Source organism: Peptococcus niger, assembly GCF_900101835.1.
Lineage (GTDB): Bacteria > Bacillota > Peptococcia > Peptococcales > Peptococcaceae > Peptococcus > Peptococcus niger.
Window position 1 is genome coordinate 1 of sequence record NZ_FNAF01000006.1, and the last position, 22,362, is coordinate 22,362.

Annotated in this window: 18 protein-coding genes, 6 tRNA genes, 1 rRNA gene and 1 riboswitch; of the genes, 5 read left to right on the top strand and 20 right to left on the bottom strand. The window is 51.1% G+C overall.

The window, feature by feature from the left end; translation table 11 throughout:
* From BLQ16_RS05715 to BLQ16_RS05755, 8 genes are all read right to left on the bottom strand, one after another.
* Positions 1-138, bottom strand: a 23S ribosomal RNA gene (locus tag BLQ16_RS05715); the annotation flags it as partial.
* Positions 139-290: 152 nt separating this feature from the next.
* Positions 291-363: transfer RNA gene (locus BLQ16_RS05720), tRNA-Ala, on the bottom strand.
* A 538-nt stretch (positions 364-901) separates the two neighbouring features.
* Positions 902-1,582 (bottom strand): phosphoribosylaminoimidazolesuccinocarboxamide synthase, encoded by a 681-nt coding sequence (locus BLQ16_RS05730; protein WP_091791794.1) that lies wholly within the window; start codon positions 1,580-1,582, stop codon positions 902-904.
* Between the two features lie 200 nt (positions 1,583-1,782).
* Positions 1,783-2,703 (bottom strand): DUF1002 domain-containing protein, encoded by a 921-nt coding sequence (locus BLQ16_RS05735; RefSeq protein WP_091791795.1) that lies wholly within the window; start codon positions 2,701-2,703, stop codon positions 1,783-1,785.
* A gap of 101 nt (positions 2,704-2,804) precedes the next feature.
* The gene (locus tag BLQ16_RS05740) at positions 2,805-3,359 is read right to left on the bottom strand and encodes a hypothetical protein (protein WP_091791796.1); all 555 of its coding nucleotides are present in this window, start codon (positions 3,357-3,359) and stop codon (positions 2,805-2,807) included.
* A gap of 135 nt (positions 3,360-3,494) precedes the next feature.
* Positions 3,495-4,733 (bottom strand): AI-2E family transporter, encoded by a 1,239-nt coding sequence (locus BLQ16_RS05745; protein WP_091791797.1) that lies wholly within the window; start codon positions 4,731-4,733, stop codon positions 3,495-3,497.
* A gap of 24 nt (positions 4,734-4,757) precedes the next feature.
* Complete coding sequence (locus BLQ16_RS05750; protein WP_091791798.1) at positions 4,758-5,429, bottom strand: DUF47 domain-containing protein; 672 nt, start codon at positions 5,427-5,429, stop codon at positions 4,758-4,760.
* 30 nt (positions 5,430-5,459) lie between these two features.
* Positions 5,460-6,515 (bottom strand): inorganic phosphate transporter, encoded by a 1,056-nt coding sequence (locus tag BLQ16_RS05755; protein WP_091791799.1) that lies wholly within the window; start codon positions 6,513-6,515, stop codon positions 5,460-5,462.
* 270 nt (positions 6,516-6,785) lie between these two features.
* On the opposite strand from BLQ16_RS05755, the gene pepV reads away from it, so the two are divergent.
* Positions 6,786-8,210, top strand: a complete 1,425-nt coding sequence (pepV, locus tag BLQ16_RS05760) for a dipeptidase PepV (protein WP_159428004.1) — start codon at positions 6,786-6,788, stop codon at positions 8,208-8,210.
* Positions 8,211-8,296: 86 nt separating this feature from the next.
* On the opposite strand, the gene BLQ16_RS05765 is transcribed toward pepV, so the two are convergent.
* The gene (locus tag BLQ16_RS05765; protein WP_091791801.1) at positions 8,297-8,857 is read right to left on the bottom strand and encodes a GNAT family N-acetyltransferase; all 561 of its coding nucleotides are present in this window, start codon (positions 8,855-8,857) and stop codon (positions 8,297-8,299) included.
* 107 nt (positions 8,858-8,964) lie between these two features.
* On the opposite strand from BLQ16_RS05765, the gene BLQ16_RS05770 reads away from it, so the two are divergent.
* Positions 8,965-9,666: an ABC transporter ATP-binding protein gene (locus BLQ16_RS05770; protein ID WP_091791802.1), complete on the top strand. Its 702-nt coding sequence runs from the start codon at positions 8,965-8,967 to the stop codon at positions 9,664-9,666.
* 4 nt (positions 9,667-9,670) lie between these two features.
* Complete coding sequence (locus tag BLQ16_RS05775) at positions 9,671-13,756, top strand: FtsX-like permease family protein (RefSeq protein WP_159428005.1); 4,086 nt, start codon at positions 9,671-9,673, stop codon at positions 13,754-13,756.
* 136 nt (positions 13,757-13,892) lie between these two features.
* Here the strand turns inward: BLQ16_RS05775 and BLQ16_RS05780 are convergent, their stop codons facing one another.
* The 3 genes from BLQ16_RS05780 to thiM form a co-directional block, all read right to left on the bottom strand.
* Positions 13,893-15,101, bottom strand: a complete 1,209-nt coding sequence (locus tag BLQ16_RS05780) for a cobalamin-independent methionine synthase II family protein (RefSeq protein WP_091791804.1) — start codon at positions 15,099-15,101, stop codon at positions 13,893-13,895.
* A 149-nt stretch (positions 15,102-15,250) separates the two neighbouring features.
* Positions 15,251-16,045, bottom strand: a complete 795-nt coding sequence (thiD, locus tag BLQ16_RS05785; protein WP_091791805.1) for a bifunctional hydroxymethylpyrimidine kinase/phosphomethylpyrimidine kinase — start codon at positions 16,043-16,045, stop codon at positions 15,251-15,253.
* A gap of 46 nt (positions 16,046-16,091) precedes the next feature.
* On the bottom strand, positions 16,092-16,919 hold the full coding sequence (gene thiM / locus BLQ16_RS05790) for a hydroxyethylthiazole kinase (RefSeq protein WP_091791806.1): 828 nt from the start codon (positions 16,917-16,919) through the stop codon (positions 16,092-16,094).
* Positions 16,920-16,964: 45 nt separating this feature from the next.
* Positions 16,965-17,070, bottom strand: a riboswitch (TPP riboswitch).
* 99 nt (positions 17,071-17,169) lie between these two features.
* On the opposite strand from thiM, the gene BLQ16_RS05795 reads away from it, so the two are divergent.
* Positions 17,170-17,607 carry a MaoC/PaaZ C-terminal domain-containing protein gene (locus tag BLQ16_RS05795; protein WP_159428006.1) on the top strand — a complete coding sequence of 146 codons (438 nt, stop codon included), beginning with the start codon at positions 17,170-17,172 and terminating at the stop codon, positions 17,605-17,607.
* A 63-nt stretch (positions 17,608-17,670) separates the two neighbouring features.
* Entirely contained in the window at positions 17,671-18,258 is a 588-nt protein-coding gene (locus tag BLQ16_RS05800; protein ID WP_091791808.1) for a flavin reductase family protein, read from the top strand.
* A gap of 165 nt (positions 18,259-18,423) precedes the next feature.
* On the opposite strand, the gene phaC is transcribed toward BLQ16_RS05800, so the two are convergent.
* The 8 genes from phaC to BLQ16_RS05840 all read right to left on the bottom strand — a co-directional run bounded on the left by phaC (position 18,424) and on the right by BLQ16_RS05840 (position 22,269).
* On the bottom strand, positions 18,424-19,494 hold the full coding sequence (gene phaC / locus BLQ16_RS05805; protein ID WP_242868962.1) for a class III poly(R)-hydroxyalkanoic acid synthase subunit PhaC: 1,071 nt from the start codon (positions 19,492-19,494) through the stop codon (positions 18,424-18,426).
* 25 nt (positions 19,495-19,519) lie between these two features.
* A complete protein-coding gene (locus BLQ16_RS05810; protein WP_091791809.1) occupies positions 19,520-20,584 on the bottom strand; it encodes a poly(R)-hydroxyalkanoic acid synthase subunit PhaE in 1,065 nt (354 codons plus the stop codon).
* 12 nt (positions 20,585-20,596) lie between these two features.
* Positions 20,597-21,019: a MaoC family dehydratase gene (locus BLQ16_RS05815; RefSeq protein WP_200781889.1), complete on the bottom strand. Its 423-nt coding sequence runs from the start codon at positions 21,017-21,019 to the stop codon at positions 20,597-20,599.
* Positions 21,020-21,534: 515 nt separating this feature from the next.
* Positions 21,535-21,623: transfer RNA gene (locus BLQ16_RS05820), tRNA-Ser, on the bottom strand.
* A 339-nt stretch (positions 21,624-21,962) separates the two neighbouring features.
* Positions 21,963-22,035 (bottom strand) — tRNA-Phe (locus tag BLQ16_RS05825).
* Positions 22,036-22,038: 3 nt separating this feature from the next.
* A tRNA-Asp gene (locus BLQ16_RS05830) sits at positions 22,039-22,112 on the bottom strand.
* Between the two features lie 4 nt (positions 22,113-22,116).
* Positions 22,117-22,189 (bottom strand) — tRNA-Val (locus BLQ16_RS05835).
* Positions 22,190-22,195: 6 nt separating this feature from the next.
* Positions 22,196-22,269: transfer RNA gene (locus BLQ16_RS05840), tRNA-Glu, on the bottom strand.
* Positions 22,270-22,362: the final 93 nt, after the last annotated feature.

Consider the following 22,362-nt stretch of genomic DNA (forward strand, 5'->3'; position numbering starts at 1 on the left):
ACTCCGGCAGGGTTGTCCTATTCGGATATCTACGTGTCAAGGTCTGCTTGCGACTCAACGTAGCTTTTCGCAGCTTACCGCGTCCTTCTTCGGCTCCCGGCGCCTAGGCATTCACCGCATGCCCTTAGTTACTTAACCTTTGGTTTAGTATAAGTTTGCTTACTTATTTCGCTTGAGTTTTCACTCTCGATGAAATTGATGACCTTTTCTATATAAACAGAAAAACTCATCTGCATATCTTTCGTATGCGTTGCTGTGTAGTTTTCAAAGAACTTGAACCTCTCGGTTCATGGAGATAAAGAGATTCGAACTCTTGACCCCCTGCTTGCAAGGCAGGTGCTCTCCCAGCTGAGCTATACCCCCATTATGGCTTAATCAAAAAAGGCATAAATAATAGTACCAATATTTGTCGTGCTTGTCAAGATTATATTTTTATTTGGTCAACATCAGCACACCGTCTTATTGACTGGATATTTATAATAGCAGATTCAAGTTTGTAATGCAAGCCTAAATCCCAAAAGATGCGCCTTTCTATATATTGAAAAACAAGCCTCGGGTGAAAAAAGTCTCTCTTCCTTTCGGATTGCCCAAAGCAGCCCAAGGGCCACCTCAAAAATATATTTCCAGCGCCCTTCCTCCAGCCATCTGATTTTCTTCAACTTTTTACCCGAACAACTGTTATCAGTTTTATTATTTTTCTTGTTGACTGTGACTACAAGAAACTTTGCGAATAAACCGTTGACCATGGCCGCTTCTCACCAAGCCATGTACCGATACCCTATGAATGCCCCCCTTACTTCTGATCTCGAAAACCAGAGCAGCCCCTATAGGTTAAGCGCTTAACCTATAGGGGCTGCTGTATAAAAATCCCACAAGTCTTTTTTAGGCAACTTGCAGACCTTTAGTCGAGGATAAGGCCCGGCAGTCTCAAGGGTTCGATGTATTCGTCCCCTTTATAAACCCGCATATTCCCGCCGGATACTTCGTCAATAAGCATGACCTTGCCATGCTCATCTTTCCCAAATTCTAATTTAATATCATAAAGTTCCAGGCCTTTTTTCGCCAGGACTTCTTTAATCAAGTCAGAAATTTCCCGGGTCCACTTGTGCAGGAGATCATATTCTTCAGCGCTGGCAATCCCCAGCATAATCATGGCATCCTGGTTGATGAGCGGATCTCCGGCAGCGTCATCCTTCAGCGTAAATTCAACGAGGCCGTCCAGATTTGTGCCTTCTTCCACACAGGAGTGATAACGGCGGAAAAAGCTTCCCACTGCCCGATAACGACAAATGCATTCCAAGCCTTGGCCAAAGACCTTTGCCGGGAGAACTTCCATGGTTTTTTCTTCAATGTTGCTGGCCACATAGTGGGTGGGAATTCCTTTTTCTTTGAACAATTCAAAGAAATAACCTGTCATTCTAAGCGCTGCATCCCCACTGCCTTCAATGCTTAGGCCCACTTCATTGGCACCAGGATCAAAAACCCCATCCTTACCGGTAACATCATCCTTAAATTTTAAAAGAATATGACCGGATTCTAAGCGAAAGACGTTTTTTGTCTTGCCTGATTTAATTTTTTCCATGATTTCCTCCTAATACTTACAACGAACGACATCAGATAAATTATACGTCTAAAAGCCTCCGTTGAAAAGGGCCTTGTCTAAAGCCATTGACGTATTGTATCTTTTCTTCTCCAAGCCCAGCTGGCAATATCTATAATAACTCCGAGGAACAAGGCAATGAAAAACAGACGCCCCTGCGGAGCGTCTGTGGCGGGACATGATTATTGACCCTGGTTCCCATCATTTCCGGTGTCATTCGCCGGGTCGTTGGATGAGCCGCTGACTAAATTGGTGAACCAGCTGACAAAGTTTTCAAACCAGCCGCCCAGTTTGCTCAGAAAGTTTTGCCCTTCTTCTGTATTCAAATAGTCATTGGCTTGATGGGCCCATTTGTTCAGATTGTTGGACAAGGCATTCCAGTCAATGTTAAGGGTCGCAAGTTGGTTGATGGTGTCCAACAATTGCTTGTACTGGGCTTCTGTTAACTGAATGTTGTAGTCTGCCAAGATTTTGTCCACAATCGCCTTAATGTCGTTGGCATTCTGCGGTTTTTCTGTGGCAATCCGTTTTTTGATGTCGTTGATCACTGCTGTGGATTTTTCTTCACCTAGGGTCTTGGATAAATTGGCATTGGTCACCAGTTCTTGAGTGGCCGCTTTTTTGACGTCATCGGAAATTTGCTGGCCACTGGAAACCTCATAGGCTTTAATGATCCCGGTTAAGGCCCCGGTACCGCTCACTTCAAAGGGAGCCGTCACTTTAACATCAGCATCGGTAACGCCGGCGGTCAAAAGCGCACTTTCATAGGCAGACGGCGTCACGTAATTAATGTTATTGGTAGTTACGTGAATGCCCGACCCCTTGGCCGTATAGGTCACCATGGCGCAGGAATTGGTGCTATTGCCGATTTGTGCCGCCGGTACCGAATTGCCTAAGTAGTACCGTTCTTCATCAATGCTTACGGTAATTTTCTGAACGCCCTCCGGCGCATTGAAATACCGTAAAACGTCATTGCGTTGTTGCGCATTTAAATTATCGCCGATGGTGACAATGCTGTCACCTACGGCCGCATCGGCTAAGGCTGCCAGCGGTTGAAAGGCCAGGGCTGCCATCAATACGGTTGCGATAATGGATTTTTTCATAAACTGCCTCCTTTTCCCTTTTTCAGGTCAAGGCCAGTATAGCATAGTTTTGTAAAAAAGATGTCAAGCATTTCTTACCAATTCGTAGCAAGGCTGTCAATTCATTTCAGCCGCTCTAAAATGCGCCCCGGCAGCCGTCGAACGACAAGGGTCACAAACAAGATGATCAGTGTTTTATCAATATAGTCTGTCACCAGTTGGACGGCAAAGGCCGATGCCACCAGGGGCAACCCCATGGCGTGGGTCATAAACTGCAAGATGTAGCTGGAACCGGCTGACGTTACACCACCAAAAATATAGGCTGCAATCACCGCACCGATAATTGCGGCCGGAAGGCCGACAATCAACCCCTTAATCGGCACCGCCAACTGCTTAACCCGCGGATGACGGAAAACCAGTGTTGCCATCAATGCCGAAGTGATGCTCTGCGGAACAAAAGGCAGGGCGAACGGATCCAGCCCCGAGTTGGCCAGCGCACTCAAGAGGGCACATGCCACCGCCCACGGCGCCCCCAAGAGGGCAGCAACAAGCATGGTGCCAACCGTATCCAAGTAAATGGGCAGTTTGAGCTGCATGTTAACAAAGCAGAGAGCAAGGTTAATCCCCACACAAACAGCGGTCAGGGCTAAGGGGTAAGTTATTGAATTACGACGCATTTTAAAATCCTTTCTTAATAAAAAAGACAGCCTGCACGAAGACAGGCTGTCTCCCCCGTAGGGGCCGGTCTTAGTGTTATCCTGGGAAGTTTCCAACCAGTCGGCAAAAATGCCACTTTTTATTTAATTGTCACATCAGCTTTTTAAGCGCTTACTGTCCGGAACACCGTAGATAATGTTGGGATCCGTTTTGGAAATGCCTTTCATCTCCAGGCGCCCGTGAATAATTTCTGAGATCAAGCTATAGATGGTACTGACCAGGGGAACGAAAAGCAACATCCCCATCAGCCCCATCAGAGATCCCCCAATGGTAATGGCAAAAAGCGTCCACATCGACGGCAGGCCGACAGAACCGCCCACCACCCGCGGGTAGATCACATTAGATTCAAATTGCTGCAGGCACAGCATAAAGACGAGAAAAATCATCGCCTTGGTCGCGCTCACACTGAACACCAATAAAAATCCAATCAAACCGCCAATTATTGCACCGGCAATCGGTATCAAAGCAGTAAAGCCGATTAAAACACCAATCATTATTGCATAGGGCAACCGTAAAATCAGCATTCCGGTACACATTAAGCTGCCCAGGATCACGGCTTCCAACAATTGTCCGGTCAGGAAGTTATAAAATTTAGCAAACCCGACCTGGAAAACGTGAATGACGTATTTTGCCGTTTCGTGAGAAAAGATAGCAAAAATAAGACGACGCCCCTGAATGGCCAGTTGTTCTTTCGAAAACAAGACGTAAATCGCAAAGGCAAAGCCAATGACCGCATTGATTAAAAATCCGAAAACGCTGGTAACAATGCCAAAGGTTGAAAAGACCGCACTGGTAATCAGGTGACCCTCATCACCGCTCCCCCCATCCGGAGAAGAGCGCAGGAAATCCAAAATAGCCTCCTGCAAGTTATTCGGCGAAAAGTCCTGCATGGTCTGGCGAATTTGGTCCACTTGTTCTGCGGTATCCGGGAAACGCTCAACCAATTGGTCCAAAAACCGATTAAAGGCCGTGATATACTCCGGCATATTTCCGGCAAATAAGGTGATTGAGTCAATCAACTGAGGAATGACAATAACGGACACCACGGTAATCAAAGAAATGACAATAATGAGCGATAAAAGCACCGCTAAAGGCCGTTGAAATTTCTTGAACCGCTTATTTTTAATTTTTACAAATACCCGTTTTTCCAAAAAACGCATCGGCACATTTAAGATAAAGGCCATCACCGCACCGGCGATAAAGGGAGTCAGCAGGTTCATCAGCTTAGCAACTGAAACGCCCACATCACCCACATGAAAAACAGCATATGCGATGACAATCAAGCCAATGATTGCAAACATGGTCCGCCGTAAGGTGTAACGGTTAAACTGCATATAGATACTCCGTTTCAATAATTATTAGAGATTTTTAAGTTGAATTTTTTCCATCAGCTTAGTTACCATTTCTGCCGCATCACAGCAGTCTTCCAAGCGCTGGTACAAGTCCTTCCAAATGATAACTTCTCTCAGGTCTGTTTCCTTATCTCCAAATAAATCATGGGTGGCGCGAACAAATAATTTATCCGCCTCTTTTTCAAGATTTGACACCGCCATGACTTTTTCTTTAAGTCGCTTGCTCTTTCTGAAGTGAGCAAATTCCTTGGTCGCTTCTTCCAATCCTTCGGTGCACTTTAACAAAATATGCGTGAATTCAACCGCATGTGCCCGAAGGTGGTCAACGTGGTACATGTAGATACAGATAAAAACATCTTCAATGGCATCGGTCACATCATCCATGGCATAAGTCAAACTGATCAGGTCATCCTGGTCAATCGGCGGCAGGAACTCTGCCACAATTTGGTCCATAATCGCATAAACAACTTCATCGCTTTTATGCTCCACGTGACGAATGTCTTCCAGTCTGTCTTCAAAGACAATTTCCAGATTATAGTTGGTTGTGGCTTCTTCTAAGAGGGCTGCGGCCTGTACGCTGTACCGCGCCATTTTTTCAAAGGCTTTAAAATAGTTGAAGTTTTTCTTCGGTTTCCGATTTTTCTTTTTTTTCTTGGTTTCCTTCGTATCTTCGCCCATTTTTTCCTCCAATACTTGTTCAAGTTACCCTTAAACGAACAATAATTCGAATACCTTGACGGCCAAAAAGCCAATCAACCCACAGCCTGGGAATGTAATCAGCCATGTTAAAGCCATGTTGCGCACCAAGTCCCAGCGAACACTGGAAATACTCTTACCTGCCCCAACCCCCATGATAGCGGTTGTTTTGGTTTGGGTAGTGGACACCGGGAAACCGACCAGGGTCGCAATTAAAAGGACGATAGAGCCAGCCACATCAGCGGAAAATCCTTGCCACTGTTTAATTTTGACCATGTCCATGCCCACACTTTTAATAATCCGATAGCCGCCGATAGACGTGCCAATCCCCATGACCGCAGAGCATAAAACCATCAGCCATAAGGGAATGTCAAAAGCGCCACTGGGATTTTCGCCGCGGGCTAAGAACATGCCCAACATAAAAACTCCCATGAACTTTTGCCCGTCTTGGGCACCATGCATAAAGGCCATGGCTGCAGCACTGACAATTTGTCCACCTCGGAACAAGCCCGCCGTTTTACGACGATCAATATCCCTAAAAATATGGGCCACAAGTTTAACCACCAACCAACCGACAAGGAAGCCTAAGGTTACCGACAGGATAAGCCCATAAATAACCTTAATCCATTCATTGCCGTTAATGCCGCTGATGCCACCTTGCAAGGCAATGGCAGCACCGGAAATACCGGCAATCAGTGCATGGCTTTCACTGGTGGGGATGCCGTAATACCAGCTGGCAACTGCCCAGATAACAATGGCAAACAATGCCGCACAAAGGGCTATTAATGCAGAATGCGATTCACCTTGAAAATCCACCATATTGAAAATGGTTTCGGCGACACCGGCGCTGACAAGGGTCATAATCAAGACGCCGAAAAAATTAAAAACCGCAGCCATCAAAATGGCGGGTCTGGCGCGCATGGCCCGAGTTGATACGCAAGTGGCAATGGCATTCGGGGCATCGGTCCAGCCGTTTACAAAAATAACTGCCAAGACCAAGAAGACCGTAATGGCATACGCCGGATTGGATGTCAAATCCTGCAAAAACAGCACAAATGAACCTGCCATATCACCCTCCTAATTTTACACACAGCACTCCATTCATACACACCTTATTGTCGATTATGTCAGGCGTTCTGTCAAGTTTTTTTAAAAAGTATGGGCCCGGTAAAATTTCCCCGCAAGGATGACCCATCCCTAGGGCAAATCGCTGCTTGGGGGAGGGGCCCGGTGAAAAACCTTTGGTCACAGCAGCCCTACAAAAATTTCACGATTTTTGATTTGTTTCCGTTCAAGCAAGGTGATAGGATAAGGGCAACGACAAGAAGGAGGTCCCTTATGACAAATCCACTACTCTCCCCCTCATTTACAATTGATAAAGACCGTTTCCTGGCCGATTTAAGCGGCCTCTTGGCCATTGAAAGCGTGCGCGATGACGCCTTGACCGCCCCCGGGGCACCCTTTGGCCCGGGACCTGCGGCAGCCCTTGCCTATATGCTGGACCTGGCAGACCGTGATGGATTTGATACGGCAAATATTGACGGCTATGCCGGGCGCATCGCTTGGGGCAGCGGCGATGAAATTTTAGGCATTTTGGTCCACCTGGACGTGGTGCCCGCCACCGGTCACTGGACCACGCCGCCCTTTCAGGCAACCGTCCGGGACGGCTATCTCTATGCCCGCGGCGCCGCTGACGACAAGGGCCCTGCCATGGCGGCATATTATGCCCTCTTAGCCTTAAAAGAGACCGGTTTTGTACCACAAAAGCAAATCCACTTAATTCTGGGCACAGACGAGGAGCGGGACTGGGGCTGTTTGAACCGATATTTTGAAACCGAGCCCATGCCCGACCTAGGCTTCTCACCGGACGCTGACTTCCCCCTCATCAACGGTGAAAAGGGCATGTTAACCCTCTGCCTGACGGCACCGACGCCTGCGGCCGATGCGGCACCCTTGACCTTTGCCGCTGGCGAACGCAGCAATATGGTCCCCGATGAGGCCCGCGCCAGCTTGTCCCTTGCCCCTGATGCGGCAGCCAGCCTGAAAAATCATTACATCACTTGGCTGCAAAAAAGCGGCTTAACCGGCCAGGCGGCCATCAAGGAGGAAGGCCTGGTATTAACCCTACAAGGCAAGTCCGCCCACGGCGCAGAGCCGGAAGCAGGCATCAATGCCGCAACGGCTTTGGCCCGGTTTCTAACGGAAGCCGATGTTGCCAGCGGACCGATCAAGCAATGGCTGGCCTTTATCAGTGCCTGCCTCCACCAACAGACCGATGGCAGCGGCTTAGGCATTGATGCGGAGGACCCGGTGATGGGGGCTGTAACAGTGAATGCCGGCATTGTCAACTTTATGCCGGACAGTAACCGCCTCGTCATCAATATCCGCTACCCCCGCGGGGTCGACCGGGACCGGATTTTGGCCCAGGTCAGCGCCCTTGCCGCAGACTACGGCCTGCAAACAAGCCCCTGCGAAAAGGACAAGCCGGTACACTATATTCCGGAAGATGATCCCTTGGTTGCCACCCTCTTGGCTGTTTACCGCCAAGAGTCAGGTGATGAAACGGCGCAGCCCCTATCCATCGGCGGGGGCACCTATGCCCGTATGATGCCCCGGGCCGTTGCCTACGGACCGCTTTTCCCCGGTGAAGACGGCCACCTCCACCAGCCCGACGAACACATTGCCTTGAGTTCCCTGTACCGCGCCGTGACCATTTATGCCGATGCCATCCGCCGATTGACGGCAGAGCCAGACAGCCTATAACCGCCCGCTCCACGCCACAAAACAGAAAGGACCAGCCATGCCGCACATCACGCCGGCATGGCTGGTCCTTTCTATTAATCTCTCATTTAGTGAATAAAAACATTCGCCTCATAGTGGACCCGGTCCGGAACAAATTGCCCGTAAACATAGGCCAAGGCGTCGCGCACATCATCCACCCGGCCCCGCTCCAAAACCCAGTAAGGCGTTCCGAAAATGGTCGCGCGAATGCCGCTGTCGGTGAAGCCCAGACGTTCATAAAAGTGAATGCGACGGCGGCGTAGACGGGCTTCCGCCACATTGGCAGACAAGTCCGGGTCTTCACATTCTAAAATAAGCCCTGTTTTTAGCGAATGGTGCTGGAGAAGGGCCTCCAAAGCCTGCGACCCCCATCCTTGTGCCCGACGGCCGCGCACCACTGCAAAATAATCCAAGAGCGCCGCCCGTTCATCGGCATAAAAGCAAGCATAGGCCTGCATATCGTCTACTGCACCATAGGTGCAGACACCATAATGACCGGAAGCCTGTAAGGCCAACATCCGTGACAGCGGTTTTAATTCCGCCGGCGGAAAGTCCACCTGCATATGGTTCCGGTACAAGGCTTCAAATGTTTCTTCAGGTAAGATAAGCTTACGCCACTCTGGCAACATCCTACCGCCTCCCATGGTCAATAATACTTTATCCTGCTATAATACTGAGAACAAATATATCATACCACAAGACCTTCAATAAGACCAAGGCTGAAAGGAGGGACCCTATGCCGTTCATTGATTTAATCGACTGCAGCAAAATTTACCAAAGTGGCGAAACCCAGATTATTGCCAATGACCACATTACCTTTAGCGTGGAAAAAGGCGAATTTGTGATCATCGTAGGGCCTTCCGGTGCCGGCAAATCCACCACCCTGAACTTATTAGGGGGGATGGATCGGCCGACTTTTGGCGAAATCATCGTTGACGGCGCCCATTTGGAGACCTACAGCGAGCGGGAACTGACCCGTTACCGGCGAGAAGTCATCGGCTTTGTCTTCCAATTTTACAACCTGGTCCCTAACCTGACCGGCTTGGAAAATGTTGAGCTGGCCGCCCAATTGGTTGACAAGGCCAAAGATGCCGCTGAAACCCTGGCTGCCGTAGGCTTGAGCGACCGGGCCGGCAATTTCCCGGCCCAGCTTTCCGGCGGCGAGCAGCAACGGGTAGCCATTGCCCGCGCCCTGGTGAAAAACCCGCGACTTCTCTTGGCCGATGAACCGACCGGCGCCCTGGACTACCAAACCGGCCGGGAGGTCTTGGCCCTCTTACACGATGCCTGCCGGCTGACCGGCACCACCGTTTTGGTCATTACTCACAACCAAGCCCTAACCCCGTTGGCAGACCGGGTCATCAGCATTGTTGACGCAAAAGTCCGCAGCGTTGACTTAAATCCGACGCCCCTCTCGATTGATGAAGTGGCCTGGTGATCTTATGAATAAAAATCTCCGCGCCTATGCCCTGCGACAGATTAGCGGTGCGCCACTTCGCTATGCGGCAATATTCACCATGTTGCTGTTGAGCGCCTTCGTCTTCGTGGGGCTTATTTCTATTGGACCGACCATGGAAAAAACCTTGGTGGACTATACGGCCGCCACCGATATGGCGGATATCACCATTACCCATCCCATGGGCCTGAGCAAAGAGGATGTTCGCGTGGCGGCTGAAACGCCCGGCGTCATCCGGGCCATCCGGGCTGCGCAGATTCCCCTGCAGACGACCAACCGGCGCGACGTCATCATGCTGGAGGGCCTGGCCGATTTTCCGAAACTGGACCTCATCCGCGGTCACCTGCCAAGGAAACGTGGCGAAATGGTCCTGGAAGCAAAAATGGCCGACCGTTACCCCCTCGGTAGCCGCATTCATTTTTCCGATGGTGACGGTCAACCCCCTCAATCACCGGACACGGCAAGCTACACCGTCGTCGGCTATGTCAATTCGCCGGAGCATTTACAGGACGCCTTCAGTCAAATCAGCGTTCCCATGGGCGATGGCCTGGTTGATGCCTTCGGCTGGATCTTACCGAGCCATTTTAAAGATACAAATGTCCAAATAATCCGTCTCTTTTTTGCACCCGGAACCGATTTGCCGGCGGCCAAGAAAGACCTCCAGCTCCGCTTTGCCCGGCGCGCAAGAGACCGCCAGGACAATCTTTTGCGCCAGGCACGGGAAGGCCTGGCCGCCGGTGACAGGTCTCTTGAAGGGGAATACGCTCGGCTCAACCAAGGGCAGGCTGCCCTCGGCCAACAGGACCGGCAATTGACCGCCAATCAAGTAACCTTAGATGAAATGCAAGCCTCTTTTCTTATGAAAGAAAGCCAAGGGCGCAATGACCTGCGTAACCAGGACGCCGCCATGACCGCACGTGAGGCTGAACTGCAAGAGGGGATGCGTCAATTAACCCAAGGCCTAGCCGCCTATGACGAGGCCCGGGCCGATTTATCGCAAAAGGACAGGGCCCTCCAGGATGGCCGTCGGCAACTGGCGGCATCAGCCCGCACCCTAAGCGAAAAAGGTCGGGCGCTCGATACCCAGGCCGCCCTATTGGCCGATCGTTCAAGGGCCTTAGACGGTACCCTGGACAAGTGGGAGAAGGGTCGCCGCCAGCTTCTCGATGGGAAAAATGCCCTGGCGGAAAAAGGCCTCACCTTGCAAGATGGCGAAAACCGCCTCAATGCGGGTCGCCGTGAACTGGCGGCTGAAACCGCCCGTTTAGAGGAGGGTCGCCGCCAGCTGGCCGCCGCCCAGCGTGAATTGGACCGTCAGCGGAGCTCATTGGCGCCGGCCGAGCAACAGTTGCAAACGCTGCAAGAGCAAGCCAACCAGGTCCGGACAGGCCTTGCCCAACTACAAACGGTCCACGCCGCCAAGGCAGCCCCCATTTCTGAAAAAGCTGCTGCTGACTTGGCGCCGCTTAAAACAAGGGAAGCACAACTCACCGCCGACATCGACCAGCTTAAGAGAAAACTGGCCGCCAACCCGCCACCGGATCCGGCTGAAAGGGTTCTCTGGACCACCCAGTTAAATACCAAAAAATCTGAATTAAGCAAGGTACAGGCAGACATCGCCAGCATTGAAGCGGCCCGTGACCAAGCCTTGGCCGCACTGGAAGCCGAATTCGCCGGCCGCCAACAAACCTTAGAAAGTCAACTGACTGCCCTCACCAATGCCATCCAAGCCTTAGACGAAAAAATCCGGCAGGCGCGCACCGCCTTGCAAACCGGCCAGGCCCGCCTGAACGCCAAGCAAGAGGACTTGGTCAACGGCGAACAAAAGCTGGCCCGCGGGCGGGACCAACTGGCCGCTGAAGGCCGTCGCCTGGCCGCCGGCCGCCTAGCGTTCTCCGCTGCCCAAGTGGCCTTGGCGGCCAAGGAAAGCCTGCTCTACGCCCAAAAAGACCCCTTGGACCGCGCCGCCCGAGACTTGACCCGCGGTAAATCAGCCCTGCAAGCCGGCAAGGCCGCCGTGTCACAAGCCGATAACCAGCTGACCCAAGAGCGGGCCAAGTTGGATGACGGCGACCGGCAATTGTCCCAAGCCGCCATCAGCTTAAGCCAAAAAGGGGAGGCCCTGGCCAACACCCGCGCCAACCTGCTTGCTGCAGACCGGCAACTGGCCGCCGGTCAATTGCAGCTGGCTGTAAAAAGTCAGCAGGCCAAGGTTGATTTGAGCCAGGGGCGCCAGGCCCTCTCCCAACAATCCTTGCTGCTGGCCGATGGCCGCACCGCCTTTGATGCCTTCCGCGCCGCCTCCCTGGCGGATATGCTGCGCGGTGACGCCAGCTTGCAAAAGGCCCGGGCCGACTTAATCGACAGCAAATTGGCGACCCGCCGCCTGTCTATGCCCGCCTACACCATTGAAACCCGGCTAGAAAACAACGACTACAACGTCTATTACAACTATGCCACCGGCATCCGCTTAATGGCGCGGATTTTCCCGATCTTCTTCTACCTCATCGCCCTGCTCATTACCCTCTCAACCATGGTCCGCATGATTGACGAAGCCCGGGGACAGATTGGCACCCTAAAGGCCCTCGGCTATGACAACCGGCAAATCACCTCTGTCTACGTGCTCTACGGCGTGGCCGCCGCTGTGCCTGCCGCCTTTTTCGGCGCGCTGGGCGGTGCCTTGATTTTGGTCCCGCAAATTTGGCGGACCTACGGCAGTTCCTTCATCTTCACCGAACCGCACATGGCCGTCAGCCCGGTGGCCATCGCCCTGGCTTTTGTGCTCAACCTCTCTTGCACGGCCTTGGCCGCCTATTGGGCCACCCGCCGGATTTTGTCGGACAACGCCGCCAGCCTCTTACGTCCCAAGGCACCGGCCGTCGGCAACCGGATTCTGCTGGAACGCTGGCAGGGCCTGTGGCGCCGACTGGGTTTTCAGCAGAAAATGACCATTCGCAACTTATTCCGCTACAAAAAGCGAGGCCTGCTGACCATCATCGGCGTTGCCGGCTGTACCGCCCTCTTAACCATGGGCTTCAGCCTCCACCACGCCGTATCCAATATTTTTCCCATGCAGTTTGACGAGTTGAGCCATTATGACTTGCTCGTGACTTACGACGCCAACGCTTTAGAGGCCGACCGGACCCGGTATGAGAACGACCTGGCAGACAGCGCCGGCGACCGGCTTAAAATGCGTAACCGTCTCCGGGTTGACCAGGGGAACTTGGTGACCGACAAGGGAATTAAAATCGCCCTGGCGGTCATGGTGCCTGAAAACACCAGCTCCTTCACCCGGCAGGTGACCTTGCGCGACCGCCATAGCCACCGGCCTCTGGACCTGCACCAAGGCGCCATCTTAACGGAGCAAACCGCCCGCCATATGAAGATTGGCGTCGGGGATGACTTGGTCTATGAGGACGCCTACGGCATCACCCGCAAGGTCCCCATCACCGCCCTGTGTGAAAATTACGTGGGCAACACCCTCTTTATGGACCAATCCACCTACGCCCACTTGCGTGGCTATCTGCCAAAAGCAAACGCAGACATGCTGACCTTTTCCGCCGGCACCGATGAGGGCGCCCTTGTGCGCCAGCTGCTGAAAAATGACATCGTCCTGGCCACCAGCCGCACCGCTGACACCACTGCCGGCATGGATACCCTGCTGGATTCCTTGGGCGTGATGATTTTCATCATTGTCGCCGTGAGCATGAGTTTGGCCCTGGTGGTCCTTTACAACCTCACCAACATCAATGTAGAAGAACGCATGCGAGAATTGTCCACCATCAAGGTGCTCGGTTTCTACGCCGGCGAAGTCACCGCCTATATTTACCGGGAGACGGGCTTTCTCACTGCCTTGGGCATCCTCATCGGACTGCCCTTGGGCAAATTCATGCACTTTAAGATCATCACCGTTTTGGCCCCGGCCCATGTGATGATGGACCCTAAAATCCTGGTTCTTACCTACCTCTTGGCCGTCGTCTTTACCATTATCGTCAGCCTCCTGGTCATGCTCCTCATGCACCGAAAATTGCGCAAGGTCGATATGGTCGAGGCTCTAAAAGGCGTCGAATAGCTATCGACGACCGCCAGGTCCCTTACCCTATAAACACACCCTACACGAAAGGCCCCCAGCGGCTGGCATTAAACATCCAGCCGCTGGGGGCCAATTTTTTTAGGGGTATTTTATTTTAATGGACAGCCATTACTTTTTAGCCAAACAGGCGTTTAGAGGCAAGGGCCGCCCCTTCTACCAGGGCTTCCAGTTTTGCCCAGGCGATTTGTTCGTGCAAGCGGCCACCTAAGCCACAGTCTGTTGAAGCAATAACGTGGTCCGGACCGACCAATTCTGCAAAGCGTACAAGGCGGTCGGCGATAAGCTCCGGATGTTCCACAGCGTTGGTGGAATGGGAAACCAGGCCGGGGACAATCTGGCGGTTGGCCCCTAAGCGGCCTTCTTTTTGCCAAACCTTCCATTCGTGTGCATGGCGTGGGCTGGAGGCTTCGAAAGAGAAGCTGCCGGCATTGATTTGCAGGCATTGGTCCACAATGTACTCAAAAGGAATATCGGTGGTGTGCGGTCCGTGCCAGGACCCCCAGCAAATGTGCAAGCGCACCAGCGACGGGTCAATGCCTTTCAAGGCCCGGTTGGCTGCATCGACGCGCAATTGGAGCCAGGCTTGGAAATCTTCTACCGTCGGTTCCGGGTTGATTTGGTCCCAGGCCTCCGCCAAATCCGGCGCATCCAATTGGACAATCAAACCGGCGTCTGTAATGACCTTGTACTCTTCATGCATGGCATCGGCCACTGCGTCAAGCAAGGCTTTTTCATCGTGGTAATACCGGTCCTCCAAGCGTGCTGCGGCCCCCGGAGAAATGGCGGGCATAAAACCTTGCTCAATGCCATACCGGTTCATGGCTTCGGTCAAAAGCCGCACATCACGCTTGACCTGGTCTTCGCCAACATAGGTCACCGGACCGGCAAAAACCGGGTTAACGACCTTATTCCGTTTGCCCAGGACGCCGCTGTCCGGATCTTCATAAGCAGCTCTGAATTTTTCCCGGTCCCGACGGTCCGGGAAGGTTGTCAATTTAATATTGCCCGGCGTAGACCGGATTTTTTCTGTGCGTGCCCACCGGTCTTCATCGGTCATTTCCAGGCCGCCCAGTCTGTAAAAAGAATAATTCCACCAGGCACCGTAATCAATGGCACCTGAAGTAATATGCCCATATTCACCGTCATTCACTTGATCGATGCCTATTTCGTGTTGCTTGGCAACCACCTTGTCTACAGAAGCAGCAATAATTTTATCAAATTCTTCTGCGGAGATGGCGTTCTTGTAGCGTGCCTTATTGGCTTCTAACAGGTCCGGCGTTCTCGGCAGGGACCCAACATGGGTCGTCAAAATTTTATTGGTCATTTGTCTCCCTCCTTAATTTATCGCCCATTATAACACGCTCGCTTCTTTTCGCAACCGGTATTTACGCCGATGGCCATATTTTTCATCAATAACCTGCCCATTCATAGCCATAAAAAATACGCCGCCCAGACGGGCGACGTATCTATGCTTCAATTGATTTCCGGGAACTGGCGGTAGCCGTGGTGCAGCGGGCCCCGTCCCTTGCCTAGGTCCAAGCCAACCCGGATGGCGCCGTCGATGTATGCCTTGGCTTTTTGCACCGCTGCTTCCAAGGCCAACCCTTGCGCCAAACCGGCAGCAATGGCGCTGGACAGGGTACAGCCGGTGCCGTGGGTATTGGGATTGTCAATGTGAGCGCCTTCAATCCACAAACCGCGCCCATCGGCGTAGAGGTAGTCATCTGCATCAGGGGCGCCTTCAGCACGCTTAATCAAGACGGCACAGCCATATTCCTGGGCAATTTCCTGAGCCGCTTCTGCCATGGCCGCCTTGCTGGGCAAGGGGCGTTTGGCCAACACTTCCGCCTCACGCAGGTTGGGTGTGATGACGGCTGCCATCGGGAAGAGGGCCGTCTCCATCGCTTCAACCGCTTCCCCCTTGATTAAGCTGCTGCCACTGGTGGCACCCATCACCGGGTCTAAAACAATATTATCCACCTGGTAGGCCTTTAGGGCCTTGGCCAGTTCCTCGACAATGACCGCTGATGACAGCATGCCAATTTTCACCGCATCCGGACGAATGTCCTCAAAGACCGATGCCAGCTGTTCGGCCACAAAATCAGGCGGCACATCCAGCACCGCTTGCACGCCGGTGGTATTTTGCGCCGTTAAGGCCGTGATGACGCTCATGCCGTAAACCCCGTAAGCGGCAAAGGTTTTTAAATCCGCCTGAATGCCGGCACCGCCGCTGGAATCGCTCCCGGCAATGGTCAATACTTTTTTCATAACAACCTCCTTATAAATCCTATACCTGCGTTAAGATAACAAAGGCTCATGCCTTACATTTTTCAACACGAATCCGCGCGTCCAGGTCTTCCGCCCGCATAAGGTTCACCGCATCAATCAAGCGATTGCGGTAAGTGACGTTGCCCTCATCGGCCTGCATCCGTTCCCAAGCCATTTCACCGGCCACGCCCATCATCGCCATGGCCGCCACCGTTGCTTCTAAAGGTGCCTCCGGGGCCGCTCCTAAAAAGGCGGCAATCAAGCCGGAAAGCATGCAGCCGGTACCGGTCACCTCTTCCATTTTCGGATGGCCGTTGCGCAGGACGTATGCCGTTTGGCCATCTGTTACCAGGTCCAGGGGACCGCTGACCGCCGCCAGGCACCCCTCTGCCTTGGCAAAGGCCCCCAGCGCCTGAATAAAGTCCGTCAGGTTCGCCTCCGTCGGTTTATCCGCCTCTACCGCATCGACCCCGCCTTGATGGCCGCCCATGCCCATGAGCGCCCGCATTTCAGAGGCATTGCCCTTAATGGCTGTAAAACGGATTTCCCGCAAAAGCGTCTCCACCACAAAGGTCCGGTAGGGCGTCGTCCCGACCGCCACCGGGTCTAAAACCACCGGATGGCCCAGGTCGTTAGACCGCTGACCGGCCGCAACCATCCCGGCCAAAACCGTATCCGTCGGGTTGCCCATATTGATGTTCAGCGCCTGTGCAATGGCCGTCATATCCGCCGTTTCAGCCGGGTGATTCGCCATACAAGGGCTGGCACCACAAGCCAGCTGCACATTTGCCACATCGTTAACCGTTACAAAATTGGTAATGCTGTGCACCATCGGGTTTTTGCTGCGAACCTTGGTTAAATATTGTCCAAACATAGTAATCCTTTCCGGGCATAAAAAAACGCCCTAGGCCAACGTGAGGCCAGGACCTTAAGATCTCCCTCCGTTGGCATTATCCAAATCAGGTCTATCGGGTCTGGGCGTCGCCCACTCTCAGCCTGCACCGCAAGCTCCCCGGCTCTTGTCTCAAATTTACCACGTAAAGCCAACCAGGTCAAGACAAGGTCTGCCAATATATGTTACACTGGCGCTGAACGCACCAATCCCGCCTAAGGAGCTGATGACCTTGTACTTTGAAGACTACCACATCGGCCAGACTTTTTCGGTCAAGCCCATAAGCCTATCTGCCGAAGAAATCATCGCCTTTGCCGAGCCCTATGACCCCAGGCCCTTTCACCTGTCGGAAGAAGCCGCCCAAAAGACGCGCTTTAAGGGGCTCATCGCTTCAGGTTTTCACACCTTAACCGCCGCTTGGAGCGCTTGGGTTAAGTCCGATATCAATAAAGACGGCACCATTTGCGGCATCGGCATTGATCATCTGCGCTGGACGGCCCCCGTTTACGCCGGCGATACCCTTCAATCCCAGCTCACCATCATCGCTAAAAAGGCCTCTGCCTCCGGCCATTCGGGGACCATTACCTGCTTATACGAAACACAAAACCAGCACCATGAAAAAGTGCTTTCTTTTGAAGGCCTGGTACTCGTCGCCTGCCGCCCTTGTTAGAAAATCATTCGGCAGAACACAAGCTGCTTCACTGACCCTACTTAATTTTATGAGGTGATCCCTATGAAAACTGATTTCGGGCCAAAAACCACCGGCCTGCCAACCCCCATCGTCGTCATCGGGAGTTACGATGACAAGGACCGTCCCAACGCCATGACCGCTGCCTGGGCAGGCATCTGCGCCTCTTTCCCACCCTGCATCATGGTTTGCATCAACGAAAATCACCAAACCGCAGCCAATATTCGCCACAGCAATGAATTCACTGTTCATGTCCCCGGCAGCGACCAGGTTGCCGCCACCGATTACTATGGGATTGCCAGTGGCAAAACGGAAGATAAAATTGCAAGTGCCGGGCATACCATTAGCCCTGCAACCCACGTCCACGCCCCGATAATCAACGAGTTTCCCATTGTCATGGAGTGTCGCGTTTACAGCCGCCTGCAAATCGGCCCCGGCATGGTCCTCATCGGCGAAATCATCAACCTGGCCGTCGACAAGACCTGCCTGAAACCAACAGAAAACGGCCAAGAAACAATCGATTTTGCTAAAATTGCCCCCTTCGCCTTTAACCAAGCCGATAGAACGTATAACGCCATTGCCGCCCCCATCGCCGGCGCCTGGAATGCAGGCCTTGGCCTAAAAAAATCCTAAAAAATGCAGCCCCCTGAAGAGCTTATAAGCTTTTCAGGGGGCTGCCGCCGTTTACCCGTCTACTTTCTCCTATCCACCAGCCTAGAAATTCAATGGCTGGCTAAAGCCCACAAAAAGAGCTGTGCCAAATGATTGTCTTATAATGACACAGCTCCATGGCAGGACTTACCGGGCCCGTTTGTTGAGAAATTCATTGATTTTCGGCGCCACTTCGTTTTGACTGCGTCGGCTGACAAAAATGCCAATGTGTCCGGTGTCAAACTCAGCCAACTCTTTATCCTTAGAGCCGATTAAATCGATGATCGGTCGGGTGGCGGCTGGCGGGACCTGGTTGTCTTTTTTGCCTAGGATGACCAAGGTCGGGCAGGTGATTTTCTTCAAATCCACCGGCTCATCCTCCAAGGTATAGGTCCCTTTTGCCAGTTTATTCTCATGGTACATATCTTTGATGAATTCCTGAATGGTTGCCCCCACTTGGTCCGGGGAGTCGAAAATCCATTTTTCCATGCGCAGGAAGTTGGTAATCTTGGCCGGATCGTCCAAGTCATCAATCAAGTTCACATACTTGTCCACCATGAGCTCATACGGTTTCAGCAAGAGAAAACCGGAGTTCATAAAATCGCCGCTCACATTGCCGTTGGCTTCAACGATTTTATCCATGTCCAAATACTTGCCCCACTTGAAAAGCAAACCGTCATTGGTGGAGAAATCCACCGGCGTAACCAGGGTGACTAAGTTTTTGATCTTACTCTGGTGGAGGGCTGTATAAATCAGACTGAAGGTTCCGCCTTGGCAAACCCCCAGCAAGTTAATCTTCGGCACATTATGCCGCTTGGCCACAATATCCACACAACGGTCGATGTAGCCATTGATATAATCTCCCATGGTCATGTAGCGATCGTCTGCCGTCGGGTAGCCCCAATCAATGATGTAAACATCCTGACCGCCATCAAGCATATTGCGGATCAAGCTTTTGTCTTCCTGCAGGTCCATCATATACTGCTTATTCACCAGCGCGTAAACAATCAGTACCGGGTATTTATTGGTTTTTTCGGCACGCGGCGTGTAGTGATAAAGTTTCATCTTATCTCTTTCATAGATAAGCTCTTTTTCCGTTGCATTTGATCCGGAAATGTCCACATTCATCAGCACTTCCAGGCCATTCAGCATTTTGCTTCTCATATACATGCTGCGTTGCCAAATATCTTCTACGGTTCTCGTTTCTAAATTTTCCACGGAAAATCCTCCCTATCGGCAAAATTTATTTGCTGTCGTCTTTTGCAGCGGTTTTTTCTGAATCGGCCAGCATTTTTTGCAGGTCCCGAACATCTTTTTGCAAATCGTGAACTTTTTTATACAAGCTGTCCATATCGCTTTTCACCGGAATGGGCCACTCTTTCAGATAGGCCTCTACATTTTTGTTGCGCAAAATTTTCATATCCATACCGGCATTTACGGTTTCTGCCAGCAGTTTACTGAATTCATCAGAATAGAACAAGTTGTCAAAAACAGACGACAGGGTGTTTTTCCAAAAATCATAGAATTCTTCATACGTTTTTGGTCCCTTGCCGGTCTTGATACTTTCAGCAGTTTCTTCAAAAACCTGCGTCATGGACTCTTTGGCCACATCGCTAATCTGCACCATCAATTCAACGTAGTAAGTGATAAAGGTAATCATCCGATCCAAATATTGCAGTTGCATTTCCTGGGTTTCCTGAGATATCCCCATCATGGGCATGTTCAGAAGCTTGCCAAAGGTTTCCCGATAGGTCGTCTTCCACACATTAAAGGCCTTCAAAAAAGCTTCCGGATCCTTCATAGACCCCTGCATAATGCCCTTGCCCATCGGTACAAAGGCATCCACCCAAGGCCCGAAAAAGTCACTCAAAGCTTTGGTGGAAGCATCAAACAAGGATTGGGCATGGGTAATGGTTTCCTGCATTTCTTTTGGCAAAAAATCCATCATATTATTTTGTACAAAAGTCATGCTCTTATTTTGGTATTGTTCCAAAAGGTCTTTCCAGGCTTCCTGCCCCGGCTCCAATTTTTCCATATAAAGTTTCTGCCACAAGTCATAGAGCTGGTAACTCCAATTCATGCTGTTTTTTAGAGGTTGGCCAAAATCCTGTGGCGCTTTGAAAAAGGGGAATTGACCGCCATTGGGCATATAGGCCGTGGCCATATTATTCCACCAATTTTGCATCCATTCCATCCCCGGGACGCCCATGGCAGAGCCGGCCGGCATGATATTCTTTTGCCAAAATTCCATCATATCTTTCTGCGCCTGCATCCACTGGGTAAAAAAATTATTATTTTTATCAGACATATAAACCCTTCCTTACTTTTTGAGTACTGTAGCAGTTCCGTCTACAACAATCTTGCCATCCTGATTTTCAATTTCCGTTTTCAGGGTAATGATGTGCTTATCATCTCGTTTATCGACAACAGTAACTTGTGCAGTAATCTCATCTCCTAAATAAACCGGCGCTGTAAATTTTAAGTTTTGCCCCAGATAAATGGTATCCTTACCGGGCAATTGTGTGCCGATTACCGCGGAAATCAATCCGGCAGCTAAAATACCGTGAGCCACACGCCGTCCAAAAATAGAGGCTTCGGCCGCTTCTTCATCCAAGTGGATGGGGTTTCTGTCCATGGAAATTTCCGCAAAACGGCGCACATCTTCATCTGTAATGACTTTTGATAATTTAGCAGTAGATCCAATGGTAAGTTCGTCATAGGGTACATCTTTTAACGTTGCCATCATCGGTCTCCTTTCATCGTCTTACATAAAATTAAATCCTCTAAATTTTGACTTCCTCTTTCTATTGTTAACTTACCATCGTTTTTCAGTATTATAACAGCCTTTTTTAAATTATTTTTAATTATTTTTAGAATTTACTAGTGTGACTTCACCGGTCATACTTTACTATATATGCATATCAATAAATTCTAACACAATTCTGCCTTTTTAAACTTTATAATATTATGTGGATAAATAACTCCTCCGCATTATTAATATTTTTTATTTTAATAATATTCTCCATTTTGGCAGATGATCCCACCGGAAAAGGCTGGAAAAGCAAAAAAATCCTAAGCCTACACCTGTCGTCTCCGGAAAACAGGCTTTATCTATCACAAGTCAACTTGTCTATTTTTTCAGCTCTTATAGTGAAATGCCCATAACCCCAAAATTCCTACCACCAGCATAGCTGGTGGTTTATTCATGCTAAAGCGAACAACAAAAAAGCCCTTGCAATAAATGCAAGGGCTTGCGTACGGAGAGAGAGGGATTCGAACCCTCGATACGGTTTCCCGTATACACGATTTCCAGTCGTGCTCCTTCAGCCAAACTCGGACATCTCTCCAAGTGAAAGACCGATAATAAGTATAGCTCACGAAAACACAATTGTCAAGATAAAAAGGTCCTAAAAAATCATTTGAAAAATCTGTGGGCAATTTGTCAAAGACCATCATAGGCCTATATCCGCTGATAGGCCCTAGGGCGCTGCCCGCTTAGACGACAGAGGGTCTTGCCGCGAGCAACGGCCTTTTTGGGGCAAAAGCCCAGAGCCGTCCCCCTAGCCCTCTACCATACGGATACGGGAAGAAACCGCCACTACAAGTGCCGATATTTTAGCCGGTAACAGAAGTATGAGAAATACAAAAAACGGCTTCCGAGGAAAAACTCAAAAACCGTTTTTTAGTGCCTCGAGCCGGAATCGAACCAGCGACACAGGGATTTTCAGTCCCTTGCTCTACCGACTGAGCTATCGAGGCAAACGACGCAGATGGGACTCGAACCCACGACCTCCAGCGTGACAGGCTGGCATTCTAACCAACTGAACTACTGCGCCAATATGGACGATGACGGGCTCGAACCGCCGACCCCCTGCGTGTGATGCAGATGCTCTCCCAACTGAGCTAATCATCCAGGGTCTGACCTGTAGGGGATTCGAACCCCTGAATGCCAGCGTGAAAGGCTGGTGAGTTAAGCCACTTCTCCAACAGGCCGTGTGACAGGGTAGCCCCGACAGATACTAATATTACACGATGTTTGCCTTTCTGTCAAGGGATTTTATCCAATTACTTATTTACCGTCAATTC

Excerpts from the sequence above, each read along its gene's own strand:
- BLQ16_RS05780 (WP_091791804.1), bottom strand. The coding sequence starts at position 15,101 with ATGACCAATAAAATTTTGACGACCCATGTTGGGTCCCTGCCGAGAACG.
- pepV (WP_159428004.1), top strand. The coding sequence starts at position 6,786 with ATGACAAATCCACTACTCTCCCCCTCATTTACAATTGATAAAGACCGT.
- BLQ16_RS05730 (WP_091791794.1), bottom strand. The coding sequence starts at position 1,582 with ATGGAAAAAATTAAATCAGGCAAGACAAAAAACGTCTTTCGCTTAGAA.
- BLQ16_RS05815 (WP_200781889.1), bottom strand. The coding sequence starts at position 21,019 with ATGGCAACGTTAAAAGATGTACCCTATGACGAACTTACCATTGGATCT.
- BLQ16_RS05810 (WP_091791809.1), bottom strand. The coding sequence starts at position 20,584 with ATGTCTGATAAAAATAATAATTTTTTTACCCAGTGGATGCAGGCGCAG.
- BLQ16_RS05735 (WP_091791795.1), bottom strand. The coding sequence starts at position 2,703 with ATGAAAAAATCCATTATCGCAACCGTATTGATGGCAGCCCTGGCCTTT.
- BLQ16_RS05775 (WP_159428005.1), top strand. The coding sequence starts at position 9,671 with ATGAATAAAAATCTCCGCGCCTATGCCCTGCGACAGATTAGCGGTGCG.
- BLQ16_RS05750 (WP_091791798.1), bottom strand. The coding sequence starts at position 5,429 with ATGGGCGAAGATACGAAGGAAACCAAGAAAAAAAAGAAAAATCGGAAA.
- BLQ16_RS05740 (WP_091791796.1), bottom strand. The coding sequence starts at position 3,359 with ATGCGTCGTAATTCAATAACTTACCCCTTAGCCCTGACCGCTGTTTGT.
- BLQ16_RS05770 (WP_091791802.1), top strand. The coding sequence starts at position 8,965 with ATGCCGTTCATTGATTTAATCGACTGCAGCAAAATTTACCAAAGTGGC.
- thiM (WP_091791806.1), bottom strand. The coding sequence starts at position 16,919 with ATGTTTGGACAATATTTAACCAAGGTTCGCAGCAAAAACCCGATGGTG.
- thiD (WP_091791805.1), bottom strand. The coding sequence starts at position 16,045 with ATGAAAAAAGTATTGACCATTGCCGGGAGCGATTCCAGCGGCGGTGCC.
- BLQ16_RS05755 (WP_091791799.1), bottom strand. The coding sequence starts at position 6,515 with ATGGCAGGTTCATTTGTGCTGTTTTTGCAGGATTTGACATCCAATCCG.
- BLQ16_RS05765 (WP_091791801.1), bottom strand. The coding sequence starts at position 8,857 with ATGTTGCCAGAGTGGCGTAAGCTTATCTTACCTGAAGAAACATTTGAA.
- BLQ16_RS05745 (WP_091791797.1), bottom strand. The coding sequence starts at position 4,733 with ATGCAGTTTAACCGTTACACCTTACGGCGGACCATGTTTGCAATCATT.
- BLQ16_RS05800 (WP_091791808.1), top strand. The coding sequence starts at position 17,671 with ATGAAAACTGATTTCGGGCCAAAAACCACCGGCCTGCCAACCCCCATC.